We start from the raw sequence: 15,066 nt of genomic DNA, 5'->3' as shown, positions 1-15,066 counted from the left end.
ATATTTTTATACCAATGATAATTGACCTAAGAAGTGATACCGTTACCAAACCATCGAAAGAGATGTTGCAGGCCATGATGGAAGCCAAAGTGGGCGATGATGTTTTTAGAGAAGACGAAACCGTAAACCAATTGGAAGCTCGCATTGCAAGCATGTTTGGCAAACCAAGTGCCTTGTTTTTCCCAAGCGGGACGATGGCCAACCAAACGGCCATAAAATTGCATACCAACCCTGGCGACCAGGTTATATGCGACAAACATGCCCATATTTATAATTATGAATCTGGTGGCGCTGCGTTTAATAGTGGCGTGTCTTGCAAATTGATTGATGGTGAAAGAGGCATGTTTACTGCAAAACAGGTTCTGGAAGCAATCAATCCAGGTGCTTATTATTACAGTCCGTCGCGATTGGTCGAAATTGAAAACACAGCCAATAGAGGAGGTGGTTCTTGTTGGGACTTTAATGAAATTTTAAAAATAAGAACCGTTTGTGATGAAAAAGACTTAGGATTTCATTTGGATGGCGCCCGATTATGGAACGCATTGGTAGCAAAAAATGAAACAACCATGCAGTATGGTCATGTTTTCGATACCATTTCGGTATGTTTAAGCAAGGGGTTGGGTTGCCCTGTGGGATCTGTTTTAGTTGGTGACGAAGCTATTATGAAAAACGCCATTAGAATCCGTAAGGTGTTTGGGGGCAATATGCGACAAGCAGGATATTTAGCCGCAGCAGGACTTTATGCCTTGGACAATAATATGGAAAGATTGGTTGACGACCATAAAAAGGCCAAAAACATAGGCGAAGCTTTGATTGAATTATCAATAATAAAAACGGTGGAACCTATTGAAACCAATATCGTTATTTTTGAACTGAATAAAGATGTAAATGAAACCGAGTTTATACAGAAGCTAAAAGATAAAAACGTTCACATTATTGGTATGGGCACCAATAAGTTACGCATTGTTACGCATTTAGATTATACCGATGCGATGCATGAAAAATTTCTAAAAACCCTGAAAAATCTAGCCGTCTAAAACTCTAAGAAGTCTAAAAAATCCAAGAAGTTTACTTAAATAAATCCAGCCCCGGAATATTCGGCATACCTTCTTTGGCAACGGCAGCAAGTTCCGCTTCGTTTACACAGGTTGCTTTTTCAATGGCCTTGTTTAGCGTTAAAACAAGGTAATCTTCCAGTTGTTCTTTATCTTCAAGCAAACTATCATCAATGGCAACCGACTTAATGGTTCTATTGGCGGTAAGCGTTACTTTCAGTTTGTGGTCGCTACTGTTCTCGTCAATTAAAACCGTATCCAAGCGCTTTTTGGTTTCTTCTACTTTTCGTTGGGTTTCCTTCAGTTTTCCCATCATGGCCATCATATCTCCAAACATAATTTTATAAATTTTAAATCGCCACAAAGCTATTTAATTTTTATATTTTTGCCCATTAATTTTAGAATAAAATACCGTTGAAAAACATTCTTCAAGTACCCCGGGCAGCAAAAAAGCCAAAAAAATTAGTAAAACACAAAGATATTCGTATTGATAATTACTATTGGTTAAACGATAGGGAAAACCCGGAAGTTATTGAATATTTGAATGCCGAAAATGCCTATACCAAACAGATGATGCAACATACCGAGGCGTTTCAAAAGGCATTATTTGAAGAAATGAAAGGCAGAATTAAGGAAGATGATGCCTCCGTGCCTTACAAATTGAACGGTTATTGGTACATAACCCGATATGAAACAGGGCAGGATTACCCCATTTATGCCCGTAAAAAGGATAGTTTGGAAGCTCCTGAAGAGATTTTGTTCGACTGCAACCAAATGGCCAAAGGGTTGGCGTTCTTCAATTTAGGGAGCATGTCCATCAGTCCCGATAATACCATGGCAAGCTTTTCCGTTGATACCTTAGGGAGAAGGCAATACACCATTCAAATTAAAAATTTGGTAACCGGTGAAATTTATCCCGATAAAATTCTCAATACAACCAGCAGTTCTACGTGGGCAAATGATAATAAAACCCTTTTTTATTGCATGAAAGAAGAAGGAACGTTGCGTTCGCACAAAATTTTTAAACATAAACTGCATACCGATTTTAGTGAAGATATTGAGGTTTTTCACGAATCTGATGACACCTTCAACACGTTTGTATATAAAACAAAATCGAAAAAATACATCGTTATTGGGTCTTCAAGTACGGTTTCCTCGGAATACAGGATTTTAAATGCCGATACACCCGATGGGGATTTTAAACTTTTCCAAAAACGTAAACGCGATTTGGAATATAGTATCGCGCATTATGGTGATAGTTTTTATATCATTTCAAATGGCGACGGTGCTACCAATTTCAACCTATTAAAAACAAACGAGCATAAAACCGAGAAGCGCTACTGGAAAGAAGTGATACCTTACAGAGACCATGTTTTATTGGAGGATATTGAGATTTTTAAGGACTATTTAGTGATTAATGAACGCGAAAACGGATTGAACAAACTACGCATCATGAGTTGGGATGGCGGGGAAGATTATTATTTGCCTTTTAAAAGCGAAACTTATACAGCATACATAAGCGTTAACCCAGATTTTGATAGTGATGTATTGCGATATAGCTATAATTCATTAACATCGCCAAGTGCGGTAATCGATTATAACTTCAAAACAAAACAAAGCGACATAAAAAAGGAGCAAGAAGTTTTGGGGGGTAAATTTAATAAAGAAAATTATGAATCGCAGCGTATTTGGGCAACCGCTCGCGATGGTGTGAAGGTGCCAATATCATTGGTTTATAGAAAAGGAACAAAATTGGATGGTTCAAGTCCGTTGTTACAATATGCGTATGGCTCGTATGGCTCCACCATCGACCCCTCATTTTCAACAGTACGTTTAAGTTTGCTCGATCGTGGGTTTATTTACGCCATCGCTCATGTTCGGGGTGGCGAGTATTTGGGGCGCGATTGGTACGAAACGGGCAAATTGCTTCATAAATTAAATACCTTTTACGATTTTATCGATTGTTCAAAACACCTAATTCAGCAAAAATACACAACACCCAGCCATCTCTATGCTTATGGCGGTTCTGCGGGTGGTATGCTTATGGGGGCCATCATCAATATGAACCCCGAACTGTATCATGGTGTTTTGGCGGCAGTACCTTTTGTTGATGTGGTTACAACCATGTTGGATGACACCATTCCACTTACAACTGGTGAATATGATGAATGGGGAAACCCCAATAAGAAAGCCTTTTACGAGTACATGAAATCGTATTCGCCCTACGACAACGTAGCAGCAAAAAACTACCCACACATGCTGGTTACAACAGGTCTGCACGATTCGCAGGTGCAATACTGGGAACCCGCCAAATGGGTAGCTAAACTAAGGGAATTAAAAACCGATACCAATAGATTGCTGCTTTTTACCGATATGGATGCGGGCCATGGCGGGGCTTCAGGACGTTTTGAAAGCCTAAAAGAAGTCGCTTTGGAATACGCCTTTTTGTTAGATTTGGAAGGTATTCATGGCTAATAAAAAAAAAAAGTTTTACTTTTGTCAAGTTTTAAGTTGCCCATATTTTTATGAATGGTATGGTAGCTTTTAAAAAGCATGTATGAAACACAAAAATCAAGTCTTTGATAGTGTATTAGATTTAGTAGGCAATACACCACTTATTAAACTCAATAAAGTAACTTCAAAATTCAAAGGGAACTTTTACGCCAAGGTAGAATATTTTAATCCCGGACAATCAACAAAAGACAGGATTGCCACTTATATAATTGAAGCGGCCGAAAAACAAGGCATTTTATCGCCCGGAGATACCATCATTGAAACTACTTCGGGCAATACAGGCTTTAGTCTTGCCTTGGTAAGCATCATTAAGGGGTATAATTGTGTGTTGGCGGTAAGTTCAAAATCTTCAGCCGATAAAATAGATATGCTTAAAACCATGGGTGCTAAGGTATATGTATGTCCTGCCCATGTGAGTGCAGACGACCCAAGATCGTATTACGAGGTTGCCAAACGTTTGCACAGTGAAATAAAAGGGTCTGTTTATATCAACCAATATTTCAATCAATTAAATATCGATGCCCATTATAATTCTACGGGGCCAGAAATTTGGAACCAAACCGAAGGTAAAATTACGCACCTTATTGCGTGCAGTGGTACTGGCGGCACCATTTCCGGAACGGCAAAATATTTAAAAGAACAAAATCCAAATATTAAGGTAATAGGCGTTGATGCTTATGGTTCGGTTATAAAAAAGTACCACGAAACCAAGGAGTTTGACGAAAATGAAATTTACCCATACAGGATAGAAGGCCTTGGAAAAAACCTGATACCTACCGCTACGGATTTTGAGGTTATTGATGAATTTGTAAAAGTTACCGATGAAGATAGCGCCCATACTGCCAGATTATTGGCACGCACCGAAGGTCTTTTTGTAGGCTATACTTCCGGGGCTGCAACCCAAGCCATCATGCAATTGGGCGAACAAGGCATGTTTAAGCAAGGCGACAACGTGGTGGTTATTTTTCCCGACCATGGCTCGCGCTACATGAGCAAGGTTTATAGCGATAAATGGATGCAGGAACAAGGTTTTTTTGATAGCTTAAACGAGGCCACAGTACAAAAAGTGGAATATATCAAATAACAAAAACGGCATAAAAAAGAGAGGTGGTATTTGTGATATAAGCAAAAAAGCATCTCTTTTTTTATTTTGTAGATAATTGAACACCAAAAATTATGTACAAAGAATATAAATAATTAATTTTGCACGAACTAACCAAAAACAATAAAAGCTTTAAAGAAAATTATATTACATGGTAAACGTGTATTTAGCTTTCATAAATCGTTTGTGTTATTGGTTATGTCTTAATTTTAATAGCAATAAGATTTTAAATGAAAGATTTATTTGAAAAAATTTATAAAGACAAAGGGCCGTTAGGAAAATGGGCTTCGCAAGCGGAAGGGTATTTTGTGTTTCCAAAATTGGAAGGTCAAATATCCAACAGGATGAAATTTCAAGGAAAGGATGTGATCACCTGGAGCATCAACGATTACCTAGGATTGGCAAATCATCCTGAAATTCGTAAGGTGGATGGTGAAGCGGCCATAGCGTATGGTTCTGCTTACCCAATGGGAGCTAGAATGATGTCTGGCCATACCGATCTTCATGAAACCCTTCAAAATGAACTCGCAGCGTTTGTTAATAAAGAAGCTGCTTATTTATTGAATTTCGGTTACCAAGGCATGGTATCTACCATTGATGCATTGGTGAACAAAAACGATATTATTGTCTATGATGTTGATGCGCATGCGTGCATTATCGATGGGGTACGCCTGCACATGGGCAAACGCTTTACATACAAGCACAACGACGTTGAAAGTCTTGAAAAAAATCTTGACAGGGCTACTAAAATGGCAGAACAGACTGGTGGCGGTATTTTAGTAATTTCCGAAGGTGTTTTCGGTATGCGGGGCGAACAAGGAAAGTTAAAGGAAATAGCTGCACTAAAAAAGAAATACAATTTCAGGTTTTTGGTCGATGATGCCCACGGGTTTGGCACCCAAGGAAAAACAGGTGCCGGAACAGGCGAGGAGCAAGGCGTTCAAGATGAGATAGACGTGTATTTTGCAACCTTTGCAAAATCGATGGCCGGAACAGGCGCCTTTATTGCTGCCGATAAAGAAATAATAGATTTTTTAAAATACAACTTGCGTTCGCAAATGTTTGCAAAATCGTTGCAAATGCAATTGGTGGTAGGTGCCAGAAAGCGTTTAGAAATGCTTAAAACCATGCCAGAGTTAAAAGATAAACTTTGGGAAAATACCAATGCCTTGCAAAACGGACTTAAAGAACGCGGATTCGATATTGGAACCACACAAAGCTGTGTAACGCCTGTTTATTTAAAAGGAAGTATTCCTGAAGCGATGGCCTTGGTTAAGGACTTACGCGAAAATTTTGGCATTTTCTGCTCGATCGTGGTGTATCCTGTTATTCCTAAAGGCATGATTTTATTGCGTTTAATACCAACGGCAACCCATACTTTGGAAGATATTAAGATAACTTTGGATGCTTTTGATTCTATAAGAACTCGTTTGGAAAATGGCACGTACCAACGCTTGTCTGCTGCCGTTATGGCCGCAATGGGCGAATAATAGTAACCGTTTTTAAACAATAATATGAAGGAGCCGTTTTTCAAAACGGCTCCTTTTTTTATGCGGTTTTTAAAGCAACTATCACAATTTTTTGGTTTTCAATATCCGTAGAAAAAAACAGATAGGTTTCGCCACCGTCTTTAATGTTGAATTTTTTCCGTAATCCATCAACCGTTTCCGGAAAATTGCGCACGGTAACGTTGGCTTGCGTTATCCCTAATTTTTTGAGTTCCTTTTTGTTATAGGGAACTACTTTTTTAATGATAAAGCGCCTTCCGGGAAACTCCAACAACCTGTCGCTTGTATATAAATGCGAATGTTTATGTAGTTTAAAAACAGGCAGTTGTTGTGTTATGGCATCAAATCCTCCTGCTTTTAAAATGGCACTGTTAGGTTCGTATAAATAGGTTTGGGGTTGCTGGTATGATGAAGTTGACGTTTTTTCTTTGTTAAACGAAAACATAAAATGCTCATTCACCTCTTTTTTAATATTCACTGTTTCAACTGTAATTTCAGCTTCAAAACCAGCTTCCAAAATCCATAAAAGTTCCTTAACTTCATTGTTTACGGCAACAACGTGAATGGTTTTTACGTGCTTTAATTCGTTAATGCCCAATGAAATATCGAGTAAAGGCGACGTTTTTATCAGAATATTATTTGAATGTTTGAAAAGCAAATCGATATGTTTTGGCACGTTTGGCAAACAATCGCTTAGGAAAAACACTTTCCCTTTGCTGTCGTGTCGTCTCGATGGGTCTAAATAAATCCAATCGTAAACTGTTTTATTGGTTTCCAAATACGAAATGCCATCGATTGCCAGTGTGTCAATGTTGGAAACGTTTAACTGCGTGTAGTTATGTTTTACGATTTTAGATAATATACCGTCCATTTCGCAATGCACCACCGTTTTGAAGTTTTTTGAAAAATAAAAGGAGTCAACACCAAAGCCTCCGGTTAGGTCGATTATGGAAGCACCATGAATTAAATTGGATTTATATTTGGCGGTTATTTCCGAAGAGGTTTGCTCAATATTCAGTTTATTTGGATAATAGATCTTTTCGGTATTGAACCATGTTGGCAACTTTTTTTCACAGCGTTTTTTAGCTTCAATTTGTGTTATGATTTCTTTAGTTTCAACAGAAGAAAAAGACGTTCCTTTTAATAGTAACGAGGTTAAATGAGATGTTAGATTTTCATTTATAAATTGCTGAATATCAATATTTAAAATGTGTTCGTTCAAAGAAAAAAGGCGTTATAAAAGCTGTTTGGTTATTTCGTATAGGGCAATATTGGTGGCCTGCACCACGTTCATGCTGCTGTTTTGTCCGAACATTTCTATATGGATTATGGCATCTGAATTATTTAAAATAGCTTCCGCGATTCCAAAATTCTCATCACCAATAATGAGCGCCATGGGTTTTTCTGAGGAAAACTTGAATTGATGAATGGGTTCACTGGCAGCAGTAATTTCCAAGGAAATGATTTGATAGCCGCTAGTTTTTAAACTTTCAACCACCTGTGAAGCAAATGCAGAAACTTCATAATTCACGAATTTTTCAGTTGCGCGTGCTGTTTTTGCCATTTTTCTGCCCAAAGGAATATGTTCACCACAAAGTATGAGTTTTTCAACACCAAATGCATCAGCAATTCTGAACAAACTGCCCAAATTTGGCGCATTGGTAACGTTGTCGCTTACCAATACAATGGGGAAGGTGCGTTTTTTAAAGTTGGAGTTGTAATGTGTTAATTGCAAAAGGTTTACGATTTTTAATTTTCAAATACATATTTTACAATATTGGCACCCATTTTCAGGGCTTTTTCCCTAACATCTGCTGGGTCGTTGTGTACGTCTGGGTCTTCCCATCCATCGCCCAAATCGCTTTCATAAGTAAACAGCAGCACTAAACGGTCTTCACTAAAAATACCAAAAGCTTGGGGGCGTTTGCCATCGTGCTCGTGTATTTTGGGTAACCCGTTTGGAAATGTAAAAGCAGAATTAAAAATAGGATGGTTGGCGGGAAGTTCAACCAATTCTTTGTTTGGAAACACTTTTTTTAGTTCGCGCACAATGTAGGGTTGCAAGCCATAATTGTCATCAATATGCAAAAAACCCCCGGAAATTAGATAATTGCGAAGGTTTTCGGCATCGGAGTCGCTAAAGAATACGTTACCATGCCCCGTCATGTGCACCAACGGGAATTGAAAAATATCATTACTGCCAACTTCAACTTCTTGGGGTTTTGTTTTAATTTTCGTGTTGATGGTTGCATTGCAATAGGCTATTAAGTTGCGTAAAGCCGTTGGGTTGGCATACCAATCGCCTCCACCATTGTACTTAACAAGGGCTATTTCTTGCGAAAAAGACACATACGATAAGAGACAAAGGGCAAAAGTTAAACCGGCTTTCTTCATGTTACTCATTTATAAACGCTACGCTGTGGCACGCTGCTATGGCAGCCGTTTCGGTTCGTAGGCGGGTGTTGCCCAAAGTTACGGGAATAAACTTGTTTTTTATGGCCAATGCAATTTCTTTGCTGCTAAAATCGCCTTCAGGACCAATTAAAATTGTGATGTCTTGTTTTGGTTTTAGTTGTTGTTTTAACGATTTCCTATCGGTTTCTTCACAATGTGCTATAAACAGGTTTCCTTTAAATTCTTGTGAAATAAAATCCTTAAAAGTGGTTGCTTCATTCAATGTTGGCAAATAACAGCTTAACGATTGTTTCATGGCCGCTTGTAAAATTTTTTCAAATCGCTCAGGTTTGATGATTTTACGTTCGCTGTGGTCGCAAATTATGGGGGTAATGGTATCAATGCCAATCTCGGTAGCTTTTTCCAAGAACCATTCGTAGCGATCGTTCATTTTGGTAGGCGAAACGGCCAAATGTAAATTGTAATGGCGTTTTGTTTTTTTTTCTTTAGAAACGATGCTCGCTACACATTTATTACTATCAGGAATTACAATTTCAGCGGAAAACAACCAACCATCGCCATTAGTTATATGCATAATAGCGCCAACCGATTTGCGAAGCACTTTTACAATATGTTTGCTTTCTTCTTTTTCAAAAGAAAATTGCGTGGTGGTTTCGTTTATTTCTGGATTGTAGAAAAGTTGCATTTGATGGATTTACGATTTTTTATGGCTGCGACTAAATCTTCAACCGTGCCGATGCCGCCACATGTTGTTCAGCAAAATCTGCTTCTAAATATTTTAAATAGCCCACAATGGCAATCATAGCGGCATTATCGGTGGTGAACTCAAATTTTGGCACATAGGTAGTCCACCCAAATTTTTGTTCGCCATCCTTCAATGCTTGTCGGATGCCCGAATTTGCCGAAACACCGCCACCAATGGCAATATGTTTGATGCCCGTTTGTTTTGAGGCCAGCTTCAGTTTATCAATTAATATCCCGATAATGGTATGTTGTATGGAAGCGCAGATATCGTTAAGGTTTTCTTCAATAAAATGCGTGTTTGCTTTGGTTTCGTGCTGTATAAAATACAAAATGGCTGTTTTTAATCCCGAAAAACTAAAATTCAGCCCATCTACTTTAGGTTTGGTAAAGTTGAACGCTTTTGGGTTTCCTAATTTGGCGCGTTTATCAATTTCCGGACCGGCAGGATAGCCCAAACCCAAAACTTTTCCGCTCTTATCGAATGCTTCGCCAACGGCATCGTCGATGGTCTCGCCAATTACGGTCATATCAAAATAATTGTCAACTCTAACAATTTGGGTATGTCCGCCCGAAATGGTCATGGCCAAAAACGGGAATGGCGGCTTGTTGTAGCCTTCTTCATCAATAAAATGGGCCAGAATATGACCTTGCATGTGGTTTACATCAATTAGCGGGATGTTGAGCCCATAGGCCATCGATTTTGCAAACGAGGTACCTACCAATAGCGAGCCCATAAGCCCTGGACCTCTGGTAAAAGCAATGGCATGCAAATCTTCTTTAGAAATTTGGGCTTTTTTTAATGCTTCATGTACCACCGGAACAATGTTTTGCTGGTGCGCCCGCGATGCCAGTTCGGGCACCACGCCACCATAGGCTTCATGTATTTTTTGGTTGGCCACAATGTTGCTCAATATGCGCCCATTATGTATCACGGAAGCCGCTGTATCATCGCAGGACGACTCAATTCCTAGAATATAAATATTTTGTTTACCCATTACTTAAAATAAGGCATAATAATTGTTAATTTTGAAAACGGTTAAAGTCTGTTGCCATACTTTTTATCGTAATTACAAAACTACTTAAATAATTTTTTAATGGATGTTAAAAAAAGGTTTATCTAGTTTTTCTTGGGCGATGGTTTTAAAAGTCCATTTTTAACAGCAAAAGGCGCCAAGTTAATAAACTCAAAATTTAAAAAAGTATTAAAAAAGCATTCAAAATAGCATATAAAATAGCAGGTATTTTGTTACTGCTTTTCATCATTTTGGTGCTTGTGCTTTCTATTCCCGCCGTTCAAACAAGCTTAGGCAATTATGCTACAAAACGGCTTAACCAAGCGTTTAAGACCAATATAAATATCGATAAGGTTAGTTTGCAATTTAATGGCGATGTAGAACTGAAACATATTTATATTGAAGATTATAAAAAGGACACCTTAATAAATATTGATGAGTTGAATACCTCAATTATCAACCTTCGAAATTTAATGAATGGCCGATTGACATTTGGCGATATTGATATTGAAAGCCTTGTTTTTAACATCAAAACCTACAAAGGCGCCACTGAAACCAATTTGGATGTTTTTGTGCATAAGTTTGAAGATGATAACCCGAGAAAATCGGAAAGCAGCTTTTTGTTGTCTTCAAGCGACGTGTCAATTTACAATGGGACATTCCGACTTTTGGACGAGAACAAAGAAACCAATAAGTTGCTGGAATTCACCAATCTAAATATAAACGCTACCAATTTTTTAATTAACGGAAGCGAGGTAAGCACACGCATAAATACCTTGGCCTTTAATGATAGCCGCGGTTTGGTTATGAAAAATTTAATGACCAATTTCTCATACACCTTAACCAGCATGACCTTTGCCAACCTAGATGCACAAACCCAGCACTCTACTTTAAAGGGCGATTTAAAGTTTTCGTACGCCCGCGAGGATCTGCAATATTTTACCGATAAGGTTTTGGTGAAGGCCAATTTTAAGGATTCGCACCTGTTTTTAAATGAGCTCAACATTTTTTATAACGAGTTTGGCAAAAACCAATCGGCTACCTTTAATGTAAACCTGTACGGTACATTAAATAATTTTCAGGCTACCAATTTGGAGCTAAGCTCTGGTTCAACAACTAAAATTGAGGGCGATTTAGTTTTTAAGAACATTTTCAATAAGGAAAAGGGAAATTTTTACATGAACGGAAGTTTTACAAATTTAACTTCTACCTATAAAGATTTAAAAGCATTGTTGCCCAATGTTTTAGGAGCTACAATACCTTCTTCCTTCGATAAGTTGGGTTTGTTTAACATCGTTGGAAATTCTCAAATTACCGCTTCAAAAGTTATTGCCAATGTCCAAATTGATACCGAGTTGGGCTATGTTGATTCCAATTTACAAATATCGAAAATTGACGATATTGATAATGCATCGTACAACGGGAAAATAGTATTTGAAAATTTTGATTTTGGCAGCTTCCTAAACGATCCCTCGGTAGGGAAGGCCTCGTTGAATTTTGATGTTAAAGGTTATGGCTTTACCGCGGCCAATTTAAACACCCAAGTTAAGGGCGACGTTTTTGAGGTTGAGTACAACAACTACAATTACAGCGATATAAAAGTGGTGGGCAACGTTCGCAACAAGATTTTTGACGGAAACCTAATTGCCAACGATAAAAATTTAAAATTGAACTTTTTGGGCCTTGTGGACTTTTCGGAAAAAGTAAAAAAATATGATTTTGAGGCAAATATTGATTATGCTAATTTGAATGTATTGAACTTTGTAAAAAAAGATTCCATCTCAATTTTTAGGAGCGACGTTAAAATGAACATGAACAGTAGCAGTATTGACGATGCCTACGGAAAAATTTCATTTAAAAACACATCGTATAAAAACCAAAACGACACCTACTATTTTGAAAAATTCGATTTAACCTCCCGTTTTGAAAATGATGTACGGTTTATTGAAGTAAACTCCCCCGATATCATTGAAGGGGAACTAAAAGGACAATTTTTATTCAACGATTTTAGAAAGCTTTTTGAAAATGCCCTGGGGAATATTTACACCAATTATTCACCCTCTAAAGTTAAAGGCAACCAAACCATCGATTTCAATTTTAAAATTTACAACAAAATTGTAGAAGTAATCTATCCAGAAATTGAACTGGGCAAAAACACCTTCTTGCGTGGGCATATAGAAAGCGACCAAAAACAATTTAAGCTCACCTTCAAATCGCCAAAAATTAAGTACCATAATTATTTTGTGGATAATATTGAACTACAGGTTGACAACAATAACCCACTGTTTAACACATATATAGAGGCCGATAGCTTAAACACAAAATATTACAACGTTTCTAAATTCAATTTAATTAATGTAACGGTAAAGGACACGCTGTTTATGCGTTCGGAATTTCGTGGTGGCAAGCACAACAACGATATTTTTAACCTAAGTTTTTACCATACCATCAATAAAGATAAGGAGTCGGTTATAGGCTTTAAAAAATCGGATGTAACCATTCAGAACAACACCTGGTACATTAATGGCAAGAAAGATGGTTTCAATAAAATAGCGTTCAATAAAGAATTGACCAAATTCAATATCGATAAATTTGTTATCAACCATAAAAATGAAGAAATAAAATTTTCGGGCTTTCTTAGGGATTCTACCCAAAAAGATATAGAGCTCGATTTCTCCAACGTCGATCTTGCTAAAATTATACCAGAAATCGATAGTTTAAAATTGGCAGGCAACGTAAACGGTAAACTTAATATTTTGCAAAAAAACGGCAATTATTTGCCAACTTCCAATGTGGTAATCGATAATTTTAAGGTGAACAACCTCAATTTCGGAACGTTTGATGCTAAAATATCAGGCAATCAAAACCTAACCAATTACAATGTGGACGTTACCATAAAAAACAACGAACAACGATTTGCCCGAGCCTTGGGAGGCATTCACGTTGAAGGTAAGCAATCTACCATGGACGTAGATTTAGAATTGGATAATTTTAATTTACAGCCCCTAAACCCGTTCTTGCACGACGTATTGTCAAATATTCGCGGTCTTGCCACCGGAACGGTAAAGGTGTTTGGCAATCTTAATCGTCCGGACATCAATGGTATTCTTAGTTTAAATAATGCGGGCTTTAAAATTCCATACCTTAACGTCGATTACCAATTTGATAATAAATCGTCGGTTACCCTTAAAGAACAAAGTTTTGTTTTCAATAAAATTCAGTTAACCGATACCAAATATAAATCAAAAGGGCAACTTAATGGGTCGTTAAGCCATGTAAACTTTTCAAAATGGCGATTGGATTTAAACCTAACCACGCCAAAGCTGTTGGTTTTAGACACCCAAGATGCTGAAGATGCCCTGTATTATGGAACAGCTTTTGTAGGCGGAAGGGCTAGCATTTACGGCCCCACAGATCAATTGGTGATAAGCGTGAACGGTGAAACAAAGCCAGGGACCGTTTTTAAGATTCCTTTAAGCGATTCCGAGTCGTTTGGCGATAATTCTTATATTCATTTTGTAACAAAAGAAGAAAAGCGGGCCAGAAAACAGGGCGCCGATGTTACATTCAATGAAATTAAAGGCCTTGAGCTGGATTTTGATTTAGACCTCACCGAAGATGCCGAAGTTGAAATAATCATCGATAAAAACTCGGGCCATTCCCTCAAAGGAAGAGGGCGTGGAGGATTGTTGGTAGAAATAAACACCAACGGTAAGTTTAATATGTGGGGCGATTTTTCGGTATTTGAAGGCGTTTATAATTTTGCCTATGGCGGTCTTATCCAAAAAGAATTTAGTGTACAGCCCGGTGGCACCATTGCATGGGAAGGCGACCCACTTGATGCCTTGTTAAACATGCGTGCCATTTATAAAACACAGGCAAACCCTTCGCCATTACTGGATAACCCCATTAATAGAAGTATTCCAGTAGAACTCAATATTGCACTTACAGGAAACTTGGAACAGCCCAAACCCGAGTTTACCTTCGAGTTCCCTAATGTGAATTCCACGGTAAAATCTGAACTTCAATACCGTTTAGAGTCTGAAGCCGATAGACAAAACCAAGCACTTTATTTACTGTCAACCGGCTCTTTTTCCAGAGGTTTAAGCGAACTTAATTTTTCGGGCACCATCGCCGAACGGCTTAATGGCATCATAAACAGTTTCTTTACTTCGGGCGACAGCAAGCTTAATATAGGATTGAATTATGAAGCAGGTCAAAACAGGCCCGATTATCAAACCGACGATCGGGTTGGGGTTACCTTACAGACCCAAATTAGCGACCGCGTTCTTATAAATGGTAAAGTTGGTGTGCCCGTTGGGGGTGCCGGTGCGAGCGAAACCGTTATTGCGGGCGATGTGGAAATTAATTTTCTACTAAATGAAGAAGGTACCTTAACCGCCAATGTTTTTAATAGAGAAAACAATATTCGTAATTTTGGAGAAGCCATTGGCTATACGCAAGGCATTGGGCTATCGTACAGTGTCGATTTTGATACTTTTAGGGAGTTAATTCGGAATTTTTTCAAAAGTGCCAAAAAAGAAGACGAAATAACTATTGAAAAACCTAAAGACGAACCAGATACGACCCTGCCAGATTTTATAAAAATCAAATAAAAGCGATATGTTGAAGGTACAATATTAGAAGTACGATATTAGAAGTACAATATTTGAAGTACAATATTTGAAGTACGATATTAAAAGTTTCTAATGTTC

General features: G+C 38.0%; 11 protein-coding genes. 5 read left to right on the top strand and 6 right to left on the bottom strand.

The annotated features are described in order from the left end of the window. Positions 1 to 14: 14 nt before the first annotated feature. A complete protein-coding gene (locus GQO80_RS02530) occupies positions 15 to 1,037 on the top strand; it encodes a threonine aldolase family protein (RefSeq protein WP_157206693.1) in 1,023 nt (340 codons plus the stop codon). A 31-nt stretch (positions 1,038 to 1,068) separates the two neighbouring features. Here the strand turns inward: GQO80_RS02530 and GQO80_RS02525 are convergent, their stop codons facing one another. After that, complete coding sequence (locus GQO80_RS02525) at positions 1,069 to 1,392, bottom strand: YbaB/EbfC family nucleoid-associated protein (protein ID WP_157206691.1); 324 nt, start codon at positions 1,390 to 1,392, stop codon at positions 1,069 to 1,071. Positions 1,393 to 1,469: 77 nt separating this feature from the next. Between GQO80_RS02525 and GQO80_RS02520 the strand changes: the two genes are divergently transcribed. The 3 genes from GQO80_RS02520 to GQO80_RS02510 all read left to right on the top strand — a co-directional run bounded on the left by GQO80_RS02520 (position 1,470) and on the right by GQO80_RS02510 (position 6,161). Continuing rightward, positions 1,470 to 3,530 (top strand): S9 family peptidase, encoded by a 2,061-nt coding sequence (locus GQO80_RS02520; protein ID WP_157206689.1) that lies wholly within the window; start codon positions 1,470 to 1,472, stop codon positions 3,528 to 3,530. Positions 3,531 to 3,612: 82 nt separating this feature from the next. Continuing rightward, a complete protein-coding gene (locus tag GQO80_RS02515) occupies positions 3,613 to 4,653 on the top strand; it encodes a PLP-dependent cysteine synthase family protein (RefSeq protein WP_157206687.1) in 1,041 nt (346 codons plus the stop codon). Between the two features lie 248 nt (positions 4,654 to 4,901). Further along, positions 4,902 to 6,161, top strand: a complete 1,260-nt coding sequence (locus GQO80_RS02510) for an aminotransferase class I/II-fold pyridoxal phosphate-dependent enzyme (protein WP_157206685.1) — start codon at positions 4,902 to 4,904, stop codon at positions 6,159 to 6,161. Between the two features lie 58 nt (positions 6,162 to 6,219). Here GQO80_RS02510 and GQO80_RS02505 read toward each other — a convergent pair whose 3' ends face one another. Genes GQO80_RS02505 through tsaD form a run of 5 tightly spaced genes read right to left on the bottom strand, consistent with a single transcriptional unit; the run spans position 6,220 to position 10,333 of the window. Then, on the bottom strand, positions 6,220 to 7,401 hold the full coding sequence (locus tag GQO80_RS02505) for a THUMP-like domain-containing protein (RefSeq protein WP_157206683.1): 1,182 nt from the start codon (positions 7,399 to 7,401) through the stop codon (positions 6,220 to 6,222). A gap of 12 nt (positions 7,402 to 7,413) precedes the next feature. Then, a complete protein-coding gene (locus tag GQO80_RS02500; protein WP_157206681.1) occupies positions 7,414 to 7,914 on the bottom strand; it encodes a TrmH family RNA methyltransferase in 501 nt (166 codons plus the stop codon). Positions 7,915 to 7,928: 14 nt separating this feature from the next. Beyond that, entirely contained in the window at positions 7,929 to 8,573 is a 645-nt protein-coding gene (locus GQO80_RS02495) for a DUF4159 domain-containing protein (protein ID WP_157206679.1), read from the bottom strand. Between the two features lies 1 nt (position 8,574). Next, the gene (locus GQO80_RS02490; RefSeq protein ID WP_157206677.1) at positions 8,575 to 9,279 is read right to left on the bottom strand and encodes a 16S rRNA (uracil(1498)-N(3))-methyltransferase; all 705 of its coding nucleotides are present in this window, start codon (positions 9,277 to 9,279) and stop codon (positions 8,575 to 8,577) included. Between the two features lie 31 nt (positions 9,280 to 9,310). Continuing rightward, positions 9,311 to 10,333 (bottom strand): tRNA (adenosine(37)-N6)-threonylcarbamoyltransferase complex transferase subunit TsaD, encoded by a 1,023-nt coding sequence (gene tsaD, locus GQO80_RS02485; protein WP_157206675.1) that lies wholly within the window; start codon positions 10,331 to 10,333, stop codon positions 9,311 to 9,313. Between the two features lie 248 nt (positions 10,334 to 10,581). Here tsaD and GQO80_RS02480 point away from each other — a divergent pair, with 248 nt between their 5' ends. Next, the gene (locus tag GQO80_RS02480) at positions 10,582 to 14,967 is read left to right on the top strand and encodes a translocation/assembly module TamB domain-containing protein (RefSeq protein WP_232333099.1); all 4,386 of its coding nucleotides are present in this window, start codon (positions 10,582 to 10,584) and stop codon (positions 14,965 to 14,967) included. Positions 14,968 to 15,066: the final 99 nt, after the last annotated feature.

Source organism: Mariniflexile maritimum (genome assembly GCF_009746565.1).
Lineage (GTDB): Bacteria > Bacteroidota > Bacteroidia > Flavobacteriales > Flavobacteriaceae > Mariniflexile > Mariniflexile maritimum.
Note: the sequence above shows the minus strand (reverse complement) of the source record. Positions and strands in the feature narration are given on the sequence as shown.